The organism is Paraburkholderia solitsugae (assembly GCF_013177695.1).
Lineage (GTDB): Bacteria > Pseudomonadota > Gammaproteobacteria > Burkholderiales > Burkholderiaceae > Paraburkholderia > Paraburkholderia solitsugae.
Window position 1 is genome coordinate 35,420 of sequence record NZ_WOEY01000077.1, and the last position, 21,956, is coordinate 57,375.

General features: G+C 62.7%; 22 protein-coding genes. 10 read left to right on the forward strand and 12 right to left on the reverse strand.

Annotated elements, in window-relative coordinates:
• Positions 1-5: 5 nt before the first annotated feature.
• Together tssB and GNZ12_RS19250 are read right to left on the reverse strand one after the other, a co-directional pair.
• A complete protein-coding gene (gene tssB / locus GNZ12_RS19245) occupies positions 6-554 on the reverse strand; it encodes a type VI secretion system contractile sheath small subunit (RefSeq protein WP_172312569.1) in 549 nt (182 codons plus the stop codon).
• Between the two features lie 36 nt (positions 555-590).
• Entirely contained in the window at positions 591-1,277 is a 687-nt protein-coding gene (locus tag GNZ12_RS19250) for a tetratricopeptide repeat protein (RefSeq protein WP_172312571.1), read from the reverse strand.
• Between the two features lie 361 nt (positions 1,278-1,638).
• Here GNZ12_RS19250 and tssJ point away from each other — a divergent pair, with 361 nt between their 5' ends.
• The 3 genes from tssJ (at position 1,639) to icmH (ending at position 4,496) form a co-directional block, all read left to right on the forward strand.
• The gene (gene tssJ / locus GNZ12_RS19255) at positions 1,639-2,265 is read left to right on the forward strand and encodes a type VI secretion system lipoprotein TssJ (RefSeq protein WP_172312641.1); all 627 of its coding nucleotides are present in this window, start codon (positions 1,639-1,641) and stop codon (positions 2,263-2,265) included.
• A 108-nt stretch (positions 2,266-2,373) separates the two neighbouring features.
• Complete coding sequence (tssK, locus tag GNZ12_RS19260; protein ID WP_172312573.1) at positions 2,374-3,720, forward strand: type VI secretion system baseplate subunit TssK; 1,347 nt, start codon at positions 2,374-2,376, stop codon at positions 3,718-3,720.
• A complete protein-coding gene (icmH, locus tag GNZ12_RS19265; RefSeq protein WP_172312575.1) occupies positions 3,717-4,496 on the forward strand; it encodes a type IVB secretion system protein IcmH/DotU in 780 nt (259 codons plus the stop codon). Before tssK ends, icmH begins: the two co-directional genes overlap by 4 nt.
• A gap of 110 nt (positions 4,497-4,606) precedes the next feature.
• Here icmH and zwf read toward each other — a convergent pair whose 3' ends face one another.
• From zwf to GNZ12_RS19295, 6 genes are all read right to left on the reverse strand, one after another.
• A complete protein-coding gene (gene zwf, locus GNZ12_RS19270; RefSeq protein ID WP_172312577.1) occupies positions 4,607-6,088 on the reverse strand; it encodes a glucose-6-phosphate dehydrogenase in 1,482 nt (493 codons plus the stop codon).
• A 214-nt stretch (positions 6,089-6,302) separates the two neighbouring features.
• Positions 6,303-7,238 carry a bifunctional Delta(1)-pyrroline-2-carboxylate/Delta(1)-piperideine-2-carboxylate reductase gene (gene lhpI / locus GNZ12_RS19275; protein ID WP_172312579.1) on the reverse strand — a complete coding sequence of 312 codons (936 nt, stop codon included), beginning with the start codon at positions 7,236-7,238 and terminating at the stop codon, positions 6,303-6,305.
• Positions 7,239-7,278: 40 nt separating this feature from the next.
• A complete protein-coding gene (gene lhpH, locus GNZ12_RS19280; RefSeq protein ID WP_172312581.1) occupies positions 7,279-8,286 on the reverse strand; it encodes a trans-3-hydroxy-L-proline dehydratase in 1,008 nt (335 codons plus the stop codon).
• Positions 8,287-8,379: 93 nt separating this feature from the next.
• A complete protein-coding gene (locus GNZ12_RS19285; RefSeq protein ID WP_172312583.1) occupies positions 8,380-9,474 on the reverse strand; it encodes a potassium channel family protein in 1,095 nt (364 codons plus the stop codon).
• A 131-nt stretch (positions 9,475-9,605) separates the two neighbouring features.
• Positions 9,606-9,887, reverse strand: coding sequence for a hypothetical protein (locus GNZ12_RS19290; RefSeq protein ID WP_172312585.1), 282 nt, complete (start codon positions 9,885-9,887; stop codon positions 9,606-9,608).
• A gap of 95 nt (positions 9,888-9,982) precedes the next feature.
• A complete protein-coding gene (locus tag GNZ12_RS19295) occupies positions 9,983-10,615 on the reverse strand; it encodes a C39 family peptidase (RefSeq protein ID WP_172312587.1) in 633 nt (210 codons plus the stop codon).
• Between the two features lie 206 nt (positions 10,616-10,821).
• Here GNZ12_RS19295 and GNZ12_RS19300 point away from each other — a divergent pair, with 206 nt between their 5' ends.
• The 3 genes from GNZ12_RS19300 to GNZ12_RS19310 all read left to right on the forward strand — a co-directional run bounded on the left by GNZ12_RS19300 (position 10,822) and on the right by GNZ12_RS19310 (position 13,569).
• Complete coding sequence (locus tag GNZ12_RS19300) at positions 10,822-11,076, forward strand: helix-turn-helix transcriptional regulator (protein WP_172312589.1); 255 nt, start codon at positions 10,822-10,824, stop codon at positions 11,074-11,076.
• A 2-nt stretch (positions 11,077-11,078) separates the two neighbouring features.
• A complete protein-coding gene (locus GNZ12_RS19305) occupies positions 11,079-12,419 on the forward strand; it encodes a type II toxin-antitoxin system HipA family toxin (RefSeq protein WP_172312591.1) in 1,341 nt (446 codons plus the stop codon).
• 295 nt (positions 12,420-12,714) lie between these two features.
• Entirely contained in the window at positions 12,715-13,569 is an 855-nt protein-coding gene (locus GNZ12_RS19310) for a helix-turn-helix domain-containing protein (protein WP_172312593.1), read from the forward strand.
• Positions 13,570-13,649: 80 nt separating this feature from the next.
• Here the strand turns inward: GNZ12_RS19310 and GNZ12_RS19315 are convergent, their stop codons facing one another.
• Both GNZ12_RS19315 and GNZ12_RS19320 read right to left on the reverse strand, forming a co-directional pair.
• Positions 13,650-15,509, reverse strand: coding sequence for an ATP-binding response regulator (locus GNZ12_RS19315; RefSeq protein WP_172312595.1), 1,860 nt, complete (start codon positions 15,507-15,509; stop codon positions 13,650-13,652).
• The gene (locus GNZ12_RS19320) at positions 15,479-16,027 is read right to left on the reverse strand and encodes a molybdopterin-dependent oxidoreductase (protein ID WP_172312597.1); all 549 of its coding nucleotides are present in this window, start codon (positions 16,025-16,027) and stop codon (positions 15,479-15,481) included. The genes GNZ12_RS19315 and GNZ12_RS19320 overlap by 31 nt, the downstream gene beginning before the upstream one ends.
• 287 nt (positions 16,028-16,314) lie before the next feature.
• Here GNZ12_RS19320 and GNZ12_RS19325 point away from each other — a divergent pair, with 287 nt between their 5' ends.
• A complete protein-coding gene (locus tag GNZ12_RS19325) occupies positions 16,315-17,262 on the forward strand; it encodes a phosphoribosyltransferase (RefSeq protein ID WP_172312599.1) in 948 nt (315 codons plus the stop codon).
• A 109-nt stretch (positions 17,263-17,371) separates the two neighbouring features.
• On the opposite strand, the gene GNZ12_RS19330 is transcribed toward GNZ12_RS19325, so the two are convergent.
• The gene (locus tag GNZ12_RS19330) at positions 17,372-19,075 is read right to left on the reverse strand and encodes an ATP-binding domain-containing protein (RefSeq protein WP_172312601.1); all 1,704 of its coding nucleotides are present in this window, start codon (positions 19,073-19,075) and stop codon (positions 17,372-17,374) included.
• Between the two features lie 234 nt (positions 19,076-19,309).
• Here GNZ12_RS19330 and GNZ12_RS19335 point away from each other — a divergent pair, with 234 nt between their 5' ends.
• The 3 genes from GNZ12_RS19335 (at position 19,310) to GNZ12_RS19345 (ending at position 21,278) form a co-directional block, all read left to right on the forward strand.
• Positions 19,310-19,936, forward strand: a complete 627-nt coding sequence (locus tag GNZ12_RS19335; protein WP_172312603.1) for a glutathione S-transferase family protein — start codon at positions 19,310-19,312, stop codon at positions 19,934-19,936.
• A gap of 32 nt (positions 19,937-19,968) precedes the next feature.
• Entirely contained in the window at positions 19,969-20,595 is a 627-nt protein-coding gene (locus GNZ12_RS19340; protein ID WP_172312605.1) for a glutathione S-transferase N-terminal domain-containing protein, read from the forward strand.
• A gap of 104 nt (positions 20,596-20,699) precedes the next feature.
• Positions 20,700-21,278: a Fur family transcriptional regulator gene (locus GNZ12_RS19345; protein WP_172312607.1), complete on the forward strand. Its 579-nt coding sequence runs from the start codon at positions 20,700-20,702 to the stop codon at positions 21,276-21,278.
• A 109-nt stretch (positions 21,279-21,387) separates the two neighbouring features.
• On the opposite strand, the gene GNZ12_RS19350 is transcribed toward GNZ12_RS19345, so the two are convergent.
• Positions 21,388-21,900, reverse strand: a complete 513-nt coding sequence (locus GNZ12_RS19350) for a response regulator (RefSeq protein ID WP_172312609.1) — start codon at positions 21,898-21,900, stop codon at positions 21,388-21,390.
• Between the last annotated feature and the right edge of the window lie 56 nt (positions 21,901-21,956).

Here is a 21,956-nt window from a genome sequence, read left to right on the forward strand (position 1 = left end):
CGTACTTATTCGCCCTGCTTGTCGTGATCCGGCGCGCCGGCGTGCTGGTCTGCTGCGTTGCCCTGGTCTCTTGCCAGCGTCTGCAACTGCTGCGTGTTGTTGAGCACTTCGCTCAGCAGGTCTTCGAGTTTGTCGTTGCCGGCCAGCTTGTTGCGCAGGTCGGCCAGCTTCGAACGCGCTTCGAGCAGACGGCGCAGCGGGTCGATCTGCGCAACCACTTCATCCGGATTGAAATCGGCCATCGACTTGAAACGCAGGTCGACGGCGAATTTGCCGCCTGCCTCGCTCAAGCGGTTTTCCACCTGAAACGCGGCGCGCGGCTCAATCGCTTTCATCACGTCGTCGAAATTGTCGCGATCGATATTGACGAACTTGCGATCGCGCAGCTTCGGCTGCTCGACTTCGGATTGCCCTGCCAGATCGGCAACCACACCGACGACGAACGGCAGTTCCTTTATCTCGATCGCATCGCCGCGCTCCACTTCATACGTCAGTTGAACGCGCGGAGGCCGCACTTTTTGCAAGCGTTTTTGAATGCTTTCTTTCTTCGCCATCGTCGGCTCCCGGATGCAGATAGATCAGGCGTGGGATCAGCGCAGCGCGCTGAACGGATCGGACGCGCCGCCGCTTTGGGCGGCTTTGGCGGGTGCCGCAGGCGCCGGTGCGGCAGGCGCAGCGGGAGCTGCCGCCGTAGCAGCCGGAGCCGCGGTGCTGGCAGTCGTTTCCGGTGTCTCCGCGGGCTTGCCCTTGGCGACGTGACGAATGATGCGTTTCTTCTTCACGACGGGCTTGTCGTTCGGGTCGGGCGGGAACAACGTGGCTTCGCCCAGCGTGTCGCGCAACTGTTTGGCGAGCGCTTGCGCGTCCGACTTCGCATCACCCGCGAGCGACGCATCCTGACGCAGTTCGCCGAGCGATTGCGTAGCCACGCGCAGGCCGGCTACAGCGAGCACGCTCTTTGCCTGACGATCCGTCTGGTCACGTTGCAGTGCTTCTTGCGCGGCGACGATGGCCTGACCGTAATGACCCTGCGTGAACTGGATCTGCGCAATGCGCGACCACGGTTCTTCACGCGTCGGATCGGTTTTGGATAATTGCTGGTAAAGCGCGATGGCGCGATCCTGATCGCCACCCTTGGCGACGGTGTCCGCGTCCGCGAGTTGCTTATTAAAAGCCTCCGGTGTGGTCACTGCGTTGTTGCCCTGTGTCGCGCAACCGGCAATCACGCCGCATGCCAACACTACCCCAGATAGTTTTACTAACAGACGCTCATTCATCGTTTTTCACCGACGTGCGATTTTTTTAATTCAAGGAGAAACCGGAGTTTTGCTTTGCTTCAACTGCGCGGGTATAGTACAGGCCAATTTTCGATAATTCAACTTTCGTGTGAAGAAGCATTGCACAAAAAAATGCATGTGGATGATTTAAACGCAATGTGCAGAAATTGTTTCCTGGTGCAATAGCAGAAATGCGGGGAGCGGAAAAAATTTCCGCATACGAGCGGCAAACACGCAAGTACTGGAAGGCAATGCGCTTTGCATAGAGCGGCATTACGCGGCATAGCGTTGTTGAAAATTTGCCAGATTGATTTCGTTATTGATGTTTTGACGGGGGACGGCACCGAGCCGGTCGATGTATATGAATTCGCGTCTTGTTCGCTATGCATCGCTATTGATTGCCAGCGCCGTGGCGTGCGCGCTGCTGGGCGGCTGCGCGGCCGCCGTGCCGGCGCTGGGAGCCGCTGCCAACGCGGTTTTGCAGGCGAGCGGCCTCGGCAAGCCCGACGTACCGGATGCGCAAAAGCCACCACGTAATGTCGGCCTCACCTTATACGCCGCGCCGAATCTGAATTCCGCCAATGACAACCGCCCATTGGCGCTGGTCGTGCGGCTTTACGTGCTAAAAGACCCCACTTCATTCCAGCAGGCGCCATTCGACGCTTTTACCGATCCGGCCAAGGAAAAGACCATACTGGGTGGCGATCTGCTGGGCGTGCGTGAAGTGACACTGATCCCCGGTCAACGTTACGTCGTCACCGAAAAAGTCTCGCGTGAAGCGCAGGCATTCGGTATCGTCGCTCTATTCCGCGATCCGGCCATGCAACGTTGGAAATTCGCCTTCGACCCGGCGAAGTCGGAGAAATCCGGCATAATGATCGGCCTGCATAACTGTGCAATGACGGTGACCAACGGCACTGTGATCCCGCCAGAACAGGGATTGCCCGCCCAGCCGTTGAATATGCTTTCTTCGGTAAGCTGCGGCTAAAGATGCTGTGCAAATACGATTTAACAGTTTTTAGAGAATTAACAATGCGGCGTTCGAATCGGTTATCTCCGGACGCGTCACACGCTGAACGCATATAACAGGTTTGAGATGAGTTATTCAGCAAAAGTGCTCTGGGGGGAAGGCCTGTTTCTGAGGCCGCAGCATTTTCAGCGTCAGGACGCCTATCACGAGGCACGCCTGTTCGAATCGATCCAGGCGATCCAGCCGTACAACTGGGGCGTGCGTTCGGCGCGCTTCGACCGCGACGCGCTCGGCAGCAACGTGCTGCGCGTGAGCGAACTCTCTCTGGTGTTTCCGGATGGCGCGCTCTACTCCGCGCCGCAAGCCGACGACCTGCCACCGCCGATCGCGCTCGACACGCTGCCAGACGGCATCAACGAATTCACTTTTTATCTCGCGCTACATCCGTTGCGTGAAACCGGCGCGAACTATTCGCAAGACAGTAACGCGGGTTTCGTTTCGCGTTACGTCAGCGAGCAAACGCCAGTGGCCGATCATTTCACCGACGCCGCCGAAGCCGACATCACCTTCCTGAAAACCAGCGTCAAACTCATTGCGCATAGCGAGCCGCGCGACCAGTTGCTGTCGGTGCCGCTCGCGCGCGTGCGCCGCACCGCCACGTCGGGATTCGAAATCGACGACACGTTCGTGCCGCCCTGCCTCGCGATCGACGCGTCACCAATCCTGCATCAACGGCTGCGTCAACTGATCGACGCGCTGCAGGCCAAGGTCAACGCACTGTATGGGTTTCACCGCGAGCCGACCAAGAACATCATCGAGTTCCGCTCAGGGGATATCGCATCGTTCTGGCTGCTGCACACGGCGAGCGCCGCGTTTGCCTCACTTGCGCATCTGTATCAGCACTCGGCGCTGCATCCGGAACGTCTGTTTCAGGAATTGCTGCGTCTGGCCGGCCAGTTGATGACGTTCTCGAAGGGCTATGCGCTGTCCGACCTGCCGGCTTACCGGCATGACGATCCGGGCCCGGGCTTCGCGCGCCTCGACACGATCCTGCGCGATCTGCTCGAAACCGTGATCTCCACGCGTTACTTCGCAATCGCGCTCGAAGAAGTGCGTCCGTCGTTCCATGCGGGCCGCCTCGACTCGGGCAAGATCGACGACAAGACCCTGTTCTACATCGCGGTGTCCGCGGACATGCCGACCGCCGAGCTGGTCGAAGCCGTGCCCGCCCGCTTCAAGGTCGGCGCGCCGGACGACGTCGACAAGCTGGTGCTCTCGGCCATGCCGGGCGTGCGCCTCGTCTACACGCCGCAAGTGCCGCCCGCCATTCCGGTACGGCCGGGCGCATGCTACTTCTCTTGCGAATCGCGCGGCGCATTGTATGACCGCATGTTGCAGGCCCAATCGGCAATGATCTACGCGCCGTCGGGCATCAACGATCTTCAACTCGAACTGATCGCCGTCACATCATGAGCTACGCGCCTTCCCTGTTTGGCGGCAGCACGCCTGCCGCGCCGCCCGCCCCCATGACCGAGCCGAGTTATCAGGTCCGCTCGCTGCTCGATCTGCTGTACGACGGCTTCTTCATGCTGTTCTTGTTGAAGAACGGCCGCGAGCCCGATGATGCGCAAGAATTCAGCCAGCGTATCCAGCAGTTTCTCGGCGACTTCGAGCGAGGCGCGAAAAAACTCAATGCGTCGGCGGAAGATGTCTACGCGTCCAAGTTTGCGTTCTGCGCGGCCATCGACGAATCGGTGCTGTCGTCGACGTTCAGGATCCGCACGGAATGGGAACGGCGGCCGTTGCAACTCGTACTATTCGGTGAGCAACTGGCAGGCGAGAAATTCTTCCAGTATCTCGAGGAATGCCGCGCGCAAGGCGCCGCGCGTTTGCAGTCGCTCGAAGTGTTCCACATGTGCCTGCTGCTCGGCTTCCAGGGCAAGTATCTGCTCGAAGGACCGGAGAAGCTCGCCTATCTGACCGCGCGAATCGGTGATGAAATCGCGCATATGAAGGGCAAGCGTGCACCGTTCGCCCCGCATTGGCCGCTGCCGGATCAGGTCGCTCACCGCCTCAAGCGCGAGGTGCCATTGTGGTCGATCGGTGCGGTGTTCGCGCTGGTCGGAATGCTCGCTTATCTCGGCCTGAACACCTATCTGCGCGATCAGACGTTGCGCACGCTCGCGCCGTATTCGCAGGTGGTCAAGCTCGGACCGCAATCCGCCACGTTGACGATTTCGTTGCCGTAACTCAGGACGGCAGCACGTAACGAAAAAAGGCGGCCCGCAAAACGGGCCGCCTTTTTCTATGAGGCTAACGCTTCAAGGCGTCAGAGAACCACTGAAGCGCAACACCCTGTTTACTGCGACTCCTCTGCCCACACGGCATTTTCCCGGGCCATCAGCGCGGTCGACGCAGCCGGTCCAAAGGTGCCTGCCGTATAACCACGCGGCTTGTCGCCCGACTTGGCCCAGCCTTCCAGAATCGGCTCAGCCCACGCCCATGCGGCTTCGAGTTCGTCGCGGCGCATGAAGTGCGTGAGGCGTCCGCGAATCACGTCGATCAGCAAACGCTCGTACGCTTCCGCGCGACGCTCGGTGAAAGCCTGTTGCAAGTCCAGATTCAAATTCACCGGCAGCATGTGCATGCCGCTGCCCGGTTCCTTCGCGAGCATCTGCAACTGGATCGACTCTTCCGGCTGTAACTGGATCACGAGACGGTTACCGTAGTTGCGCCCGCCGCTCGGAATGATCGAGAACGGCAATTCGGAAAACTCGATAACGATTTCCGACACTTTCTTCTGCATCCGCTTGCCGGTGCGCAGGTAGAACGGCACATTAGCCCAACGCCAGTTGTTGATATGCGCGCGCAACGCGACGAAAGTCTCGGCACGGCTGCCCGGCGGCACGTTGTCTTCCTCGAGGTAGCCCTTCACCGGCTCGCCGTTCACCGCACCGGCCGTGTACTGGCCGCGCACGGTATCGCGCGCGATATCCTCGGGCGTCATAGGGCGTAGCGAACGCAGCACCTTGAGCTTTTCGTCGCGCACCGCATCCGGATCGAGCGACACCGGCGGCTCCATTGCAACGATACACAGCAGTTGCAGCAAGTGGTTCTGCACCATGTCGCGCAGCGCGCCGGTTTTGTCGTAGAAGCCCGCGCGGCTGCCTACGCCGACCTCTTCGGCCACCGTGATCTGCACGCGTTTGATATAAGGCGCCTGCCACAGCGGGCCGAAAATCGCGTTGCCAAAGCGCAGCACCATCAGGTTCTGCACGGTTTCCTTGCCGAGGTAATGGTCGATCCGGTAAATCTGCGCTTCGCCGAAATGCCTGCCGACCGCCGTGTTGATCTCCTGCGCGGACGCCAGATCGTGACCCAGCGGTTTCTCGAGCACGACGCGTGAATTCTCGTCGACCAGCCCCGCTGCCGAAAGGTTGTCGCAAATATTCATGAACAGATCCGGCGAGGTCGCCAGATAGAACACGCGCCGCACACCTTCGCGCGACACTTCCTTCAGACGCTGGTAGTCCTCGATCGAATCGACGTCCATGCGTACGTACTCGAACAGCGCCAGGAATTTGTCCCAGGCGGCGGCATCGAACGCCTTCTTTTCGATGAAGGGCTTCGCCTTCGCTTCCATGAATTCGTTGATGTACTCCTCACGCGACCACGGCTTGCGGCCAATCGTGAGAATGCGGGTATCCGGCGGCAGATTGCAGTGCAGATGCGCCATGTAGAGCGCGGGCAGCAGCTTGCGAAACGACAGGTCGCCGGTGCCGCCGAAGATGATCATATCGAGCGGCAGGTCGGGGGTAGCAGAAGCGTGGTGGGTCGTCATAGCGCGGTCGCAGCGTCGTGGTAGGCGTCAAGTCAACGGACAAAGGGCAAAAAAACGCCGGCGGACCGGCACTTTTTTCTGGCAAACGCCTATGGTGCAACGTTTTGAGATTGTTTGCACGGCAACATGTGCCGCAGGTTGGCGCAAGATGCCAACCGGGACCTGCAAACCGCACGCCGCCGGGCGCTGCGAACGGTCCGCGAACAGTCCGCGATCAACCGCCTGACAAGGCTTCGCGCGCCACACGGCAGGCCGCCAGATCCCACGCCGCGCAACCGACGCTTTTAAAAACAACCGGTTTTCCCGGCGGCAGCACAACGGCATTTTCCACCACAGCGGCAATTCCGCCGACCTGCGCCCAATCGACGCCGGCCTGGATGAAATCACCGGCTTCATGCCTTGCGCCGGCTTCGTCGTCGACGAACAACGCGCTACCTTCGATCGTGCGCGCGCCGATCTCGACCATCGCCGGCGTGAACGCGCCGACGCCGATGACGAGCCGGTCCGTACGCGCCGCTTCGTCGTAGACGGCCCTTTTGCTGGTGGTCAGCGCGATCACCACGCCGATTGAATCGGGAATGGCGGCGTCAGGGTCGGCCAGCGGTTGCAGCACACGCGCCTTGCCGCCATGGGCGGCGCAAAACGCTTCGGCCCGCGCGGGCGCACTGCCCTTCACCCACACGCGCGCCTCGGGGAACAGTTCGCCGATCGCCTCCAGATGGTTCACTGCCTGCGTGCCGGTACCGATCAGCAGGAATTCGCGCGGACTGGCCGGCGCGAAAGTGTGTACGCCGAGCATCGACATCGCTGCCGTGCGACGCCCGGTCACCGTCGGCCCGTCGAGGATGAAGAGCGTCTCGCCGGTATCGGCGTCGAAGGCCATCACCTGGCCGTGGATCGTCGGGATGCCGCGCGGTCCATTGCTCGCACACACGTTGACCAGCTTGTGGATCGCGAGATCGGGCGCGGTGGCCGGCATCGACAGCATGATGCCGCCCTCGTTGAGCGGCACCACGAGGCGTTCAGGACTCACGATACGTTGCTGCGCGTAGTCGATGCTCGCGCGCTTCAATGCGTCGACGAGCGTCGTGTACGGGATCAGCCGCGCGGTGGCGGCGGCGTCGAAAATCTGCGTGGTCAGGCGGGTCATAAGCGGGCTTTTCCTCTCCAGGCGAGTTGATGCGTTCGATTCAGCGCACCAGAAAACCGTAAGTCAACGGATCGCGTTCGTCGACGATCCAGTTTGCAAAACCAACTACATGCGCGTCGCCTTCGATCTCCGGGATCACCGCGTCGAAGCGGTCGAGCTTCGTCTCCGACAACACGCGGCCGCGAAAAATCGTGCCGATCACCGATTCGTTGACCAGCGTCTCGTCGCGGCCCAACTCGCCGCGCAGATAAAGTTGCGCAACACGGCCCGCGGTGCCGGACCCAGTCGGCGAGCGATCGACCTCCCGGTCGGCGAACACACAGCAATTGGCCTGAGTCGAGCCGGCGTGACGCGGCGCGTTGTCGATAATCGTGCCGTAGATGTGGTTGATTTCCGGAATCAGCGGATGCTCGACTTTGAAGGCCGCGTTCGCCGCGCGTTTGACTTCGTCGCCGAACTGGATCAGCCGGTCGATCTCGGCCTCACGCACGTTCAGATCGAAAGGCTTGCCCGACGTGTAGAAATAGAACGCGCCGCCGAACGCGATATCGCCACGCACTTCGCCGAAACCCGGCGTGTGCACCGTCACGTCGCGCTGCCAGATGAACGACGGCACATTGACGAAGCGCACGTGCCCAGCCTGCTCACCGTCCCATTGCACGAACGCTTCGATGAAACCACAGGGCGCGTCGATGCCGACACGCGTTTCCGGTTCGCTGCGCTCGACCCAGCCGAGCGCGACAGCGGCGGTCGCGAGAGCGATCACGCCGTGGCCGCAATGGTCGCTATAACCCTCGTTGTGCACGAAGATCACGCCGAAGTCCGCGCCTTCGCTCACCGGCTCCGTCAGATAACCGCCGTACATATCGGCGTGGCCGCGCGGCTCGAACATCAGCGCACGGCGCAAGTGATCGGCATGTTCCTTGAGCCACGTGCGCCGCTCGATGATGGTCTTGCCGGGAAACTTCGGTAAGCCGCTCGTGACGATACGAAACGGTTCGCCGGCGGTATGTACTTCGACCGTGCTGATCATGCGGTTCAGTTTCATGCGTGCAATCTTCCTGCGTGTGAAAAGTGGAAAACGCCGGCGAGCGGACCCGGTGCGGACCTGGCCGTGTGCACTAAGCGCCGGATGGGTCGTTCACATTTCGCCCGCATGGCGCGACGACTGGATCACCATCAGCAGGTCACCCGCTTCGATCGGACACGGCTCGTCTTCATAGAACGACAGCATACGCCCCGCGCGTATCAGCCCGACCACCACCGCGCCCGGCAGCGCATTGCTCCAGCGGCCGACTTCGAGTGCCGTCGCCGGACGTTCCACCAGATTGACACGGCCGCGCGACGACAGCAGATCGTTGACGAACGGCACGATGTAGTTGCTGCCCACCGCGTCGGCGAGCAGCAGCCCGCCGATCTTGGTCGACGAAACGATCACGTCCGCGCCGGCCTGGCGCAACTGGCGCTGATAGGTTTGCTCCTGAATCCGCACGACGATCTTCGTATCCGGCGCGACACTGCGCACGGTCAACGTCAGCAGGATCGCGATGGCGTCGTCGTTGACGGCGATGATCACCGCTTTGGCGATGCGGACCTGCGCCTGCTGCAACAGGTCCTCACGCGACGGATCGCCGAGCAGGCCCGCCACACCCAACGCCGTGGCCGCTTCGAGCACCTCCTGTTGCGAATCGATGACGACGATCGATTCCGCGGCGAAGCCGCTTTCCAGCAGCTCGCGCACCGCGACCGAACCGCTCAAGCCATAGCCGCACACCACGACGTGATCGCGCAGTTGTTTTTGCAGGCGTTTCATGCGGAATTCCTCGATGACGCGTTGAATGACGAACTGATAAGCGGTGCCCAGAAACACGAACCAGATGACGATACGGATCGGCACAATGAAGAACGCGTCGATGAGCCGCGCGCGGGCGGTGACCGGCACGATGTCGCCATAACCGACGGTGGCGACGGTGACCATCGTGAAGTACATCAGATCGACGATGCCGAGCACCTTGCGGTGGGCGTCTTGCAGGCCGTCGCGATCTAGATAGAGCACCGCGAAGGCGAGCACGCACAGGCCGAGCACGAGATAGAAACGCTGCAGCAGCACGCGCTGCGGCGACGCCGCGGGGCGCGTGAAGAGTGTGCGGGGGCGCGGCGCCTGCCAGGGCGTGCGGGCACGGCGCGGCAGGCGAAAGCGTGGCGGGCGTGGCTGCGGGTGTGGCTGATCAGACACGCGGCTACTCCGGGAGTCGGGAACAAGCGATTCTACGACGCCCGGCGCGCCGTGGGGCCGGATCGGGAGCGCGGCTGCAGCGCAGGGGTTAGCGTGACCCACCGAAAAGCAGCGGCGCGCTGCCGCCACGTTCACTGCGAGGCGGCGTTGGCATCGTTAGCGTTGGCGTTGGCGTCGTTGGTGTCGCCCTTCTTGCCGCCATCGAACATCGCGCGGCACGCCGGAGTGAGTTCGTCGAGATGCCGCCTCATGCAGGCGATGATTTTTTCCCGGTTCGGAATGTCGACAATGCAGAAATGCAGCGCGTCCCGGCGGCAGGCCTTGGCCTGTTCGTCCCGGGTGGCCGCATTCGCTGCGGTGACGGCGCTGAGCGCGGCAAGGCTGGCGACGAGCAAGGCAGAGATTCGATTCATGACTCGTTCCAGTATTGGAAAGGTCGGTATGAAGCTCTTCAGCCGAAAACGAACCCGATCAGTGCGCTTGCCGTACGGCTGGCCTGCTGCCGTGTCTAGCGTGCGATGCGGGTGAGCGTCATGCCACGCCCTGCGTAGAAACGCGCCATCGTTGCGAACGGCAGATACACATCCGCCTGGTGAGGCGCGATGCCCGACGGATTATGAAACCATACGCCATCGCGATCGCGCCCGTGCAGCAGGATCAGATGGCCGCCCTGGCGCTGATTCGGCCGTTCGGGGTGGCGAATCTCGGGGCTCACGGAGACGATCGCCAGTGTGTCGCCGTCGATGCGCACGGCGACCTCTTCGAGCGGCGCCTGCGGCAGCACCTCGACCTGAATGCCGAATGCCTCGCCGACCCAGCCGGCGAACGGCTGGTAGATCAAACCATCGACGCCGCCGTCATCGCGCAGCCGGTACACGCCGTGCCGCAGCGCGTCATCCAGCAGCGTGGCGCGCGGCGCATGGTCGATGTGCCAGTAATCGAGCGCGGATTCGAGGCAGGTCAGACCGCACAGGCGTTTGGCCCAGAACCGGTAACGCTGCGGGTCGGCAAAACCGCTGCGCTGCCAGTACGGGTCGTCGCACGGGTCACCCTGCTGTTCGACGATGTGGCGCACCCATGCAGGGCTGCCCCATTGCGTGTAGTACGGGACGTCGGTGTGGCGTAGCGTGGGTGGGTTCATGAGTCGCGCGAAGTCGGTAGAAGATGTTTTTGCAGCATGCTACACGGCGATCCAGACAGGGCGCAGGCAGATGCACTTTATGCGTCATGCAAATAATGTGCATTTATTCGCCAGACAGATATTTTGCAAATATGCGTCACACGAATATTTGACAAATATTCGTGTGACGCATAAAGTGCATTTATTCGTCTCACGGATAATTTGCCATGATCCACCTCGTCGCCACGCCAGACCAGATGGGCCAGTTGCTTGCCGCCGGTCGGCGCCAGGCCGGCCTCACCCAAGCCGAAGCCGCCGCGCGCATCGGCGTCAGCCAGAGCCGCATCTCGGCGCTGGAAACTGACGCCACCGCCCTCACCCTCGCACAATTGCTCGCGCTGTGCGGCACCTACGGCCTGCAACTGCAGGTACGCGACAAGAACCAGCCGGTGCCTGAGCCGGCGCCTTTGATCGAGTGGTAAGCATGGGCCGCCAAACTCATTCGCGGGCGCTTTCGGTGTGGGCCAACGGCGAGCGCATCGGCGTCTGGCGCCTTCCCACCCGCGGCCCCATGGAGTTCGCTTACGATCCCGCGTGGGTCGCCTCGCCCGCGGGCCGCCCGCTTTCGCTCTCGATGCCGTTCACACCGAGCAATGAGGCGCACAAAGGCTCGCGGGTGCTCAACTACTTCGACAATCTGCTACCCGACAGCGAGGCGATCAGAAAGCGCATCGCCCAGCGCTACCAGACCGACACGCTCGATGCGTTCGACCTGCTGCAAGCCATCGGCCGCGATTGCGTGGGCGCCGTCCAGTTGCTCGCCGTTGACGACGCGCCGGCCGGCGTCGAACGCATCGAAGGCACGCCGCTCTCCGACAGCGAGATCGAGACCATGCTGGCGCGCACCGTCAGCAATCCCGCCCCCGGCTCACCCGGCGAAGCAGACGATTTCCGCATCTCGCTCGCCGGCGCGCAGGAGAAGACCGCCCTGCTGTGGCACGACGGCAAGTGGCAACGCCCGCATGGCGCCACGCCCACCACACACATTTTCAAGCTGCCGCTCGGACTAGTCGGCAACAAGCTTGCCGACCTCAGCACCTCGGTCGAAAACGAATGGCTGTGTCTGCGGATCCTGCGCGCCTATGGCCTGCCGGTGGCCAACGCCGAGATCATGACCTTCGGCAAGCAGCGGGTGCTGAGCGTCGAGCGCTTCGACCGGCAACTGCATTCAGGCGGGCAATGGCTACTGCGCCTGCCGCAAGAAGACTTCTGCCAGGTGTATGGCGTACCGTCGCATCGCAAGTATGAAAACGAAGGCGGCCCGGGCGTGCTGGACCTCGCGCGGATTCTCCAGCAATCGGTGTCGGCGCAACAGGACATCGAGACGCTGCTGGCCAGTCAGATCCTGTTCTGGATGCTGGCGGCGCCGGACGGCCACGCCAAAAACTTCAGCATTCGCCTGCTGGCGGGCGGCCAGTACCGCCTGACGCCGCTTTACGACGTGATGTCGATCTGGCCGGTGGAAGGCAACGGCCCGAACCAATGGTCATGGTTCAAGGCCAGGCTCGCCATGGCGATGTGGTCGCGCAGCAAACACGACGCCTTCCGCGACGTGCAGCGGCGCCACTTCAACACCATGGCGCTGAGGTGCTCGCACGGCGCGAACGCCGAGCCGTTGATCCAGAGGCTGATCGAACAGACGCCGGCGGTCATCGCGCGGGTCTCGGCCGAATTGCCCGAGCGATTTCCCGCCAAGGTCGCCGAGCGGATTTTCAAAGGCCTGAAAAGCTCGGCGGCCAAGCTCGACACCATGCCGCCGGCATAACGCCGCGGGAAGAAATTACCGGCCAAACCTATTTCTCTACAGACGCGCGCGGTTTCATCGGTAAAATAGATTCAATGCTAAATGCATCAATAGATCATCGAATGTGTCGGTTCGCACCTCGCACTGGCGGACCCAACCGCGGTCATACAAAAACACGGACCGCGATATTTTGTACTGTACATTTGCTGTCCCCTGCGTCGCCGCGTCGATGCGCATCCAATGTGCATGGCCGCGCTGCGCGTGCCGTAACGTACGCTCCACAGCCACCCTTCAAGAAGGAAGATCTTCACGCAGTATGACCAACGAAACACACTCACCTGACGCCATCGCCGTCGCCGAGCGCGTGCGCGAGTTGATGAGCCGGCATGGAATCGGCAAACGCCAGCAAACCACTGAGCTGTGCCGCATCCTCGATCTGAGTTTTTCGCAGGGACACCGCAAGCTGCGCGGCAACAGCCCGTGGACCCTCTCGCAGATCAAGAAGGTCGCCGAGGTGTTCGGCGAACCTGCCGCTCAGCTATTCGGCGCACAGTCGCTCGATCCGGGCATGGTCGGCGCCATCGCCCAGGAGGCGGTGTTCTGCATTGGCGCGATCGAGCTGGCTTGCACCGCATGGGTCGGCGCCGCGCTCGAACCAGGCAGCCGTCCGGAATTTGTCGCGTACTCGAAGCTCGGTCAATGGCGCGTTGCGCGTCACGACGGCACGCTTTACCAAAGCGCGTACGAAGTCCACAAGATCGAGATCTATCCGCGCCGCGCTGAAACCGACAAGCCGACCATCGCCGTGGTCGACGACGACCAGGCCTCCGCCGACAATCTGCGCGACTATCTCGAGCGCAGCGGTTTCACGGCGGTGGCGATCTACGGCCTCGCGGCGTTTGCCGAACAACTGCAAACGCAGATCTTCGACGGCATCGTGATCGACTGGCTGTTCGGCGCGCAGACCTCGGCGGCGGCGATCCGCGCGGTGCGGGCCTCGGAGAATCCGGACGCGCCGATTTTCGTGCTGACCGGCGAATTGCTCACCGGCAAGGCCAGCGAATCGGAGATCAGCGAGGTCATCCGCAATTACGACGTCGCGTGCTATGAAAAGCCCGCGCGTATGGCGATCCTGGTCGCCGATCTGTCCAAGCGCCTCAACCGGCCTTGATGCCGGCATGCGCCGGCAAGCAGTTGAAGGTGTGTGCTCAGGTTGAGTCCTCCTCCATCTGCGTTTGCTCAGGTGTCACGTCACACCGTATGCCGCGAAGCCAAAGCACGCTGCAACGCACTGCGCAGTTCCTCGTAATGTACTGGCTTTAATAACGCGTCGAAAAACGGCGCCGAGCCGGCTTCTCCCCCGTCCCCTCCCGCACTGCCCACACTATCCGCCTGCGGCGCATACGCGCTCACCACGATCACCGGGACACCCGACGACGGCCCCCCCCGTGCCGCGAAATCCGCGAGGAACGTATAACCGTCGCGATCCGGCATATGCAGATCGAGCAACACCACGTCACAGCGACGCGCGTCGAGCCACGCGAGCGCATCGTCGGCATTGGAGACCGCGTGCGTGTCGAAATCCATGTGCGCGATCATTTCGCTGAGCGACTCGCGAATCAGGCGGTTGTCGTCGACGATCAGCACGCACGGACGCGCGCCGCCAGGTTCGGCATGCGCCGCCACGCCGGACGGCGCGGTTGCCGCGACCTGCGTGACCGGGATCGTCACGGTAAAGGTGGTGCCCTCGCCCACCGTGCTCGCCACCTCGACGGTGCCGCCGAACAGCCTGACCAGCCCCTGCACGATCGTGAGTCCCATCCCCGCCCCCTCGAAGCGGCGCGTGCGCGACGCGTCCAGTTGCGTGAACTCCTGGAAGATCAGGGGAATCTGCGCGTGCGGCACACCCGGTCCCGTATCGCTGACGACGAAGATCAGCACCGCTGGCCGCTGCCTCAGTTGCACGCGCACCGCGCCGGTTTCGGTGTAACGGATCGCGTTGGTGACCAGGTTGTTGACGATCTGGCGAATCCGGTGTGGATCGGAATCGACGAGGCCGTTCATGCCGCTCGCCTCGCTTTCCAGCTTGAGGCCGCGCGAGGCGGCCGACATCGCGTGTTCGTCGACGATCGACGCCAGCAGTTCGCGCGGCTCGAAATGCTCGTGACGCAGTTCGAGCTTGCCGGCGCCGAGGCGTGCGTAGTCGGTCAGGTCTTTCATCTGTGCTTCCAGATGGCGGCCTGCGGTTTCGAGCCGTTGAATGACCTTGCGATCGGCCTCGGAGTGATAGTTGAAACCCAGCAATTCGATTGATGACACGATCGCATGCAAGGGCGTGCGCAGTTCGTGGCTGATCATGCCGAGAAACGCGTCCTTCGCGAGACTCGCCTCGCGCGCCGCCTGGCTCGCCTGGTGCTCCGCTTCGAGCGCCGCGTGCTGCTGATGCATCAGACGGGTGCGGCGCCGGCCGTTGAACACCAGCAACGTGGTCGCGGCCGCCGACAATAACAGCAGCAGCAGGCCGCCCGCGAACAGCATGCGGCGCTTGTCGATGAAATCGCGGTTCATCGCCTCACGGTCGGCCACGTCGGCGAAACGGCGGCTCAACGCGAGATCGTTGACCTCATTCCAATGCTGGCGCAACTCCTCGACGATCTGATTGGCGCGACTGCGGTCCTTCGGCAAGGCATCCACCTCAGGCTGAATCTCGCCCAGCACATGATCGATCGACTGGATCTCGTCCATTTGCCGTTGCATCAACGCGAGCTGCGTGGTCAGCCGGCGCGTCGATCCAGCCATCACATGCAGCTTTGATTGCAGCAACTGGTAGCGCAGCATGAGCCGCGGGTAGTCGTCGTCGACGCCGGATTGATACAGCAGCAACTGGTTCTCGAAACGCGCGTAGGCAATCTGCAGTTGCGCGGCGTCCCAGTAGAAGCCGTCGTACTGGCCGGTCAGCTGTTCGGTGGTGCGCGGATTGAGCAGGTTCGCGTACAACAGATAGCCGATTGCGCCGGCCGGCGCCGCGAGCGCGGTCAGCCAGATCAGCACGTAGAGGACACGACGCCAGGGGCGGCGCATTATTTGACGATGAGTGCCTTGATCTGCCATACGAATTTCGAGTCGCCCGCCGCGCCCATCAGTTCATCGGGGAATGCGTCGCGCGGATAGATAAGAAACAGCGGCCCGAAGTCGCTGATCTTCAGGCGCCGGCCGTTCATGCTGTAGGCAACGACCACGCCGTAGCGATCGCAGTCCGACACCGGAATGGTGTAGGTATAGTCGTCGAGCGTATGGATCTCGATTGCGCTGCCGGATGCGCCGACTGTCTTCAGGATATCCGCGAGCAGCGGTCCTGTGAAGGTGGAGCGCGGTGTCCAGGTGGTGGCCGTCGTAATCGAATGGACCGGCAGCGCGAGCAGTTGTGCCTCGGTGAAGTGATACAGCTGATGCGCCGCATCGTTGGTCTTGCTGATTTTGCCCTTCACGTCGAGCGATAACGGCAGCGACTCTGTCTGCGCCTGTGCCTGCATGCTCCACGCGGCGAGGGCGAGGAGCAGCACCAGCCCCCACCATACGCCCCTGACCACACCCGTCCTGCCATCCATCGCTGCGCTCACCTTGGTCATTTGTTTGGTTTTTCCCGTCGTTTGTTATTTTTACGGGCGGCTCCACGCTGCGCCGGCTCAACCTGCCAGCGAACCTGCAGCGCCCGTTTCCCGCCGCGGCGGTGGTCTTGGCGACACGTCCCGTCCGGCAACGCGCGTCACCCCGACGCGCGATCGTTGAACCGCATGCATAATATCGCCAAATTTCTTTGTCTCAAAAACGGGGACCCGCCGCTGCGCTGCGCCGCGCGCTACGCTCCGTCTATGGGACACCTGCCCTACACGCGCAACGCGACGCCCTACGAGTCATGAACAAGCCGGTTTTGCCCCTGACGTACGAACAACTCGATCACTGGATCGAATCGCTGCAGCCCGCCTTGCTGGCGGAGCGTTTCACGATGGCGATCGGCATTCTGCGTGGCGGCGCGCCGCTTGCGCTGATGGTGTCGCATGCGGCCGGCACGCCGGTCGCCTTCCTGCGTTACGACCGCCAGTCGCGCACGGTCGCCTGGGATTCGACGCTGCCGATCCCGCCCGCGGGTTCGAAAGTGCTGCTGTGCGAGGACATTGCGGGGCGCGGCTTTACGCTGACCGATTGCATCGCCTTCCTTCAGCAGCAGGGTCTCGACGTCAGGACGCTGACCGCCGCCGTCGACGACCTGAGCCGCACGCAACCCGACTATGCGATCGATGCCCGCGGCTACTTCGCGCTGTTTCCGTGGGAGCGCCAGGCCTACACCGAGCGTTATCGTGAGGACTGGGAGCGCGTTGAAGCGGGCACCGCGCCCGCGATGGCCGACGATCACGAATACGCCACCTACGCCATCGACCTCGACGGCATTCTGCTACCCGACGTGCCGCTCGCGCGCTACGACGAGGATCTGGCCGCGGCGCTCGCCGAACGCGATGCGCTGCTGCCGTTCGAGGTGCTGCCGGGCATCGATCTGCAACGCGTTCGCACGATCATCACCGGCCGGCCGGAACTGGATCGCGCGCGCACTGAAGCGTGGCTCGCGCGGCACGGCTTCGGTCATATGCAACTGGTGATGCGCACGCCCGGCACGCACGACGAAAGTCCCGCCGGCGCCGCCGCTCACAAGGCGGCTGCCGCATTGCGCGGCGGCGTCACGCATTTTGTCGAGAGCGATCCGGTGCAGGCGCTGCTGATCGCGCAAGAGGCGCCGCTGCTGCGCGTGATCTGGTGGGACGCACTCACACAAACCGGGATGCTGGTGGGTGCGCGGGCGTGGACTTGAGCGAGCGCGTGCCGACTTGTGCCGGCCAGCATACGTCTGGGACGTTATGCCTGAGTGCGTCAAGCCTGAACGCGTGACCCAGTAGCGCAAGCGTCAACCTGAGCGGCTGCTAGGCTTCTCTCGCCTCTCTGAGCTCTTTGGTTTCCCTGAGCTCTTTACCATCGCGCAGATGCAGATGCCGCGCGGCCCGCTGCGAGGCGACGATGATCAGCTTCATCGTCGCACGCGTGGCGCCGACGAACAGCTTGCGCGCAATACGTTCATCGAACGACTCGAAGTCGACTTCAGTGAGAATCACGCACGGCGCCGCCTGCCCCTTGAAGCGATAGATCGATTCGAACAGCACATCCCCTTCGCGGTACGCCGGGTTGCCGAACAGATCGTACTTACCCGTAAAACTGCGCAACCGATGCGGGCCGAGATGATCCTGCGCGGTCATCGCCGAACCTTCGCGGCCGCGAAACGAGATCACCGCAATGTCCTGTTTGCGAAAGCCGAGCGACAACGCCTGCGTGATCGCCCGCTTCGTTGCCTCGATGCTGCCTTCGGCGGCATTCGCTTCGTCGTAGACGGAGAGCGAAATATCGGAGCCGTCGAACGGACTGCCCGACGCCAGACCCGCCGCGACCGGCACCGAAGCGCCGACCACGTCGCGCACGTAATCGAGAATGTCGCGCGGACTGCGGTAGTTGGTGGTCTCTTTCAGCGTGGTCCAGCCGGGCAGCTCGACCGGCTCGCGCATATACAGATTCTGCAGCGGATCTTCGAGCCACCACCACGCGGCGTCCGGCCGCAACAGGCGCGCGAGGGCGGCCACCCACGGCTGCTGGAAATCCTGCCCTTCGTCGACGATCAGCACGTCGAATTGCCAGCGCGCGTCGATCGGCGTTTCGGCGAAAATCGTTTCAATCTGATGGAACACGTCGCCGGACTGGAAATCCGGCTCGCGGCCCGCGTCGCGTGCGATCCAGTCGCATAACTGGTGATAGTTCGCGACCTTCGCCTCAGGTGGCGCGACCCGCGCGATGTGATCCGCGAGCGGCCGGTTGAAACACACGTACAAAGGCCGTTGCCCGCGCGCCACCGCGTCTTTCATCACCTGCACCGCCAGTTGGGTTTTGCCGGAACCGGCCGTGCCGATCACGCGCAGCCGGAACGGTGAAAACTCGAGCCGCCGCGCCCACGTCGCGAGGCCGCCCGCCAGACGCGTGACGAGCGTGCCGGCCTGACCGACCAGCGCGCTGGCGTCCGGCGTGAGCGCGAGTTCGTCGGCGAAAAAGTGGTGGATTTTCGGTGCGCAGGCGAGACGCGGTTCGTCGGACGGCAAGGCTTCGCGAATGATCGCGGCAAGCCGGTCCTTACGCGTCGCGTCGACGATCCGCGCGGGATTCACGCCGGCAATCGCCGCGTCCTTGACGATGTGGTCCGGGCAATACAACAGCTCTTCGATGAAATACGTGCCCGCGCCGAACGCCGCGGTGAAGCGCCGGTGCAGCGTTTCGACGGTGTGTGCGAGCGCGATCGCCACATTGCGTTCCGTCTGAAGATAGACCTTGACGAGCCCCTTCGGCGTTTCGCGCAGAAAGCCGGTTTTCTGTTCGACGATCATCACACGCCCGGCCGGGCTGACGATCACGAAGTCGGCCTCGCCGAACACCGAAAAGTTCTGGTTCAGGCGGGTCCAGTGCACGCCGTGATAGACGGTGTAGCCATCGGGAAGCGCTTCTTCCAGCAACGCAAGGGTTTCGCGTTCGCGTGCCGCCGCGCCGGTGGCGGCGAGGCTCTTCCAGTCGTCGGGGACAATGCGGGCCATGCGGTGCCTCGTCGTATTCGGGTGCGCCCATTGTACGCAACGCCCGCGTGTTGCCGGCATGGCACGCCGGGCGGCTTTCGAGCCTCGATGAGGAAGACGCTTTGGACGACACTTCATGCGGCCGATTGCGGGCTGGCGGCGCGCAAACCCATGCGCATCGTGTATCGTTACTGGCTGAACGCCGCGCACCTCGCGCGGCTTGCCAACCGTAAATGTAAAAAAAGGATTTGCCGGATGATTACGATTTGGGGACGCACCAACTCGGTCAACGTACAGAAAGTCTTGTGGTGCTGCGACGAGCTGGTGTTGCCGTACGAACGCATCGACGCGGGCCTGCAATTCGGCCGCAACAACGAGCCCGACTATCTCGCGATCAACCCGACTGGCAAGATTCCGACACTGGTCGACGACGACTTCGTGCTGTGGGAATCGAACTCGATCCTGCGCTATCTGGTGCTGCAATACGGCGAATCGAGCCTTCTATATCCGTCCGAGCCGAAACTGCGCTCCAGCATCGATCGCTGGCTCGACTGGTCGCTCACCACGCTGCAACCCGCGGAAAAGCCGGTGTTCTGGGCCCTCGTGCGCACGCCCGCCGCCGAGCGCGACGCCACCAAACTCGCCACCGACTTCGGCGCGGTCACGTTGCAGTGGCGCCTGCTGGACAACCATCTGCAAGGCCGCTTCTTCCTCGAAGGCGAGAGGTTCACGCTCGCCGATATCGTGATCGGCGCCTACGCGAAGCGCTGGTTCGGGCTGGAAGGTGTTGAACGTCCGCCACTGCCGAATCTGGAGCGCTGGTATTCCCGGATCGCGACGCGCGCGGGTTTCAAGAAATACATCGATTTCCCGCTGACCTAAACCAACCCTCGACCAACCGGCGACCATCCGACATGACGATCACGCTCTACGCATGGGGCACGCCGAACGGCCGCAAGGTCAGCGTCGCGCTCGAAGAAATGGAACTGCCGTACACGGTGCAACCGGTCAACATCGGCCGTGGGGAGCAATTCCAGCCGGACTTTCTGCACATCAGCCCAAACAACAAGATTCCTGCGATCGTCGATACGGACGGGCCGGATGGCCAGCCGATCAGCGTGTTCGAGTCGGGTGCGGTGCTGCTGTATCTTGCCGAAAAGACCGGCAAATTCCTGCCGAAGACGCTGCGCGAACGCGTCCCGGTGCTCGAGTGGCTGATGTGGCAAATGGGCGGTTTCGGGCCGATACCGGGTCAAGTGCACCACTTCGCCGCGCTCGAGTCGGCCGCCGACCGCGCCTACGGCCTCAAACGCTATTCGGACGAAACCCACCGTTTGTACGGCGTGCTCGACCGGCGCCTCGCGCAAACGGAGTTCGTGGCGGGGGAATTGTCGGTAGCGGATTTCGCGATTCTCGGCTGGGCATGGCGTCACGAACGGCACAAAGTGGATCTCGCCACCTATCCGAACGTGCAACGCTGGTACGCGGCGCTGTTCGCGCGGCCGGGCGTGCAGCGCGGCTTTGCGGTGAACCTCGATTAAGTCCGGCGGCCTCATGCTTCGCGGCGGCGCCCAGCGTCGACCGGCAGGCGTACCGGACATCGGACACCGGCACAGCGAAGCACGATGGCCTTTATAATCGACGCATGAAGACCGCCAAGCCCGCCGCGACCGCCGACAACGCCACCCCTGCCACCTCCGCTCATCACCATGAGCCGGGGCACATGCACGGTGCGCGCGGTGAATCGCAGGAAGCCGCACTGACTCTCGCGGAAGAATATTGCCGCGAACGCGGCGAAAAACTCACGCCAATCCGCCGCAAAGTGCTCGAATTGCTGCTAAATTCCGGGCGCGCCACCAAAGCGTATTCGTTGCTCGACGACATGCGCCAGATCCATCCCGGCTCGGCGCCGCCCACGGTTTACCGGGCGCTCGACTTTCTGCTCACGGCCGGGCTCGTGCACCGCATCGAATCGATCAACGCGTTCACGGTCTGCCACGACCTGACGCAATGTCAGCACGGCATTCTGGTGGTCTGTCAGCAATGCGGCAACGTCACCGAACTGCATCAGCCTAAACTGCGCCAGGCGCTCGTCGCGCAAATCGAAGACGCGGGCTATCGCCTCGCCAGTGATGAAATCGAATTGAAGGGATTGTGCTCCGCCTGTCAGATAGCGGAAGCGGCCAGTGCCGGTGCCGCAACACCGGTCGCCGCCGCCAAATGACAGCAGCGCCCGCAATCAGATTTACAAGCTGATTGCAGAGCGTTCGCTGCGCGAAAGCTTGCGGGCAAAGATGCGGTGGCGAGCAACCACCACCCGCCCACGAGACCACTCAGCCCGCAGCGCGGGCGTCGATCGCGTCGTGCAATAGCGTCACGAGGTCTTCCGGCAAGGCCGGCTTGGTCATGAAATGCTGGAAGCCTTCGCCGATACTGCGCAAGCGGTAAGCGTCGTCGGTATGGCCCGTGAGCGCCACGGCCACCGAAGGCGCGTGGTCACCGCGAATCTCGTGATCGCGCAGCCGCTGGATCAGATAAAAACCGTCCATGGCCGGTAATTCGAGGTCGCACACCACGGCGTCAGGCAACAGCCGCAGCGCCGCTTCGACGCCCGCTTCCGCATCCGCCACCGCGACGACACGCGCCCCTTCCGCCTCGAGTAACAAGGCCAGTGATTCCCGGCTATCCGGGTCGTCTTCGACGAGCACGATCGTGGCCTGATCGAGTCTCAATGCTCCGTTCATGTTCTGTTGCTGCTCTAAAAAACCGGTTAGGCCATCAGACGTGGCCAACGTATCGTCCTGCTGTTTGCCGCCGATTTGCGCGGCTACGGGTTCACTGTTCATGGTTCCGACTCGATTTCATGCGTCGAGTTGCATGCAGGCCCGCGATTGTAAAACAT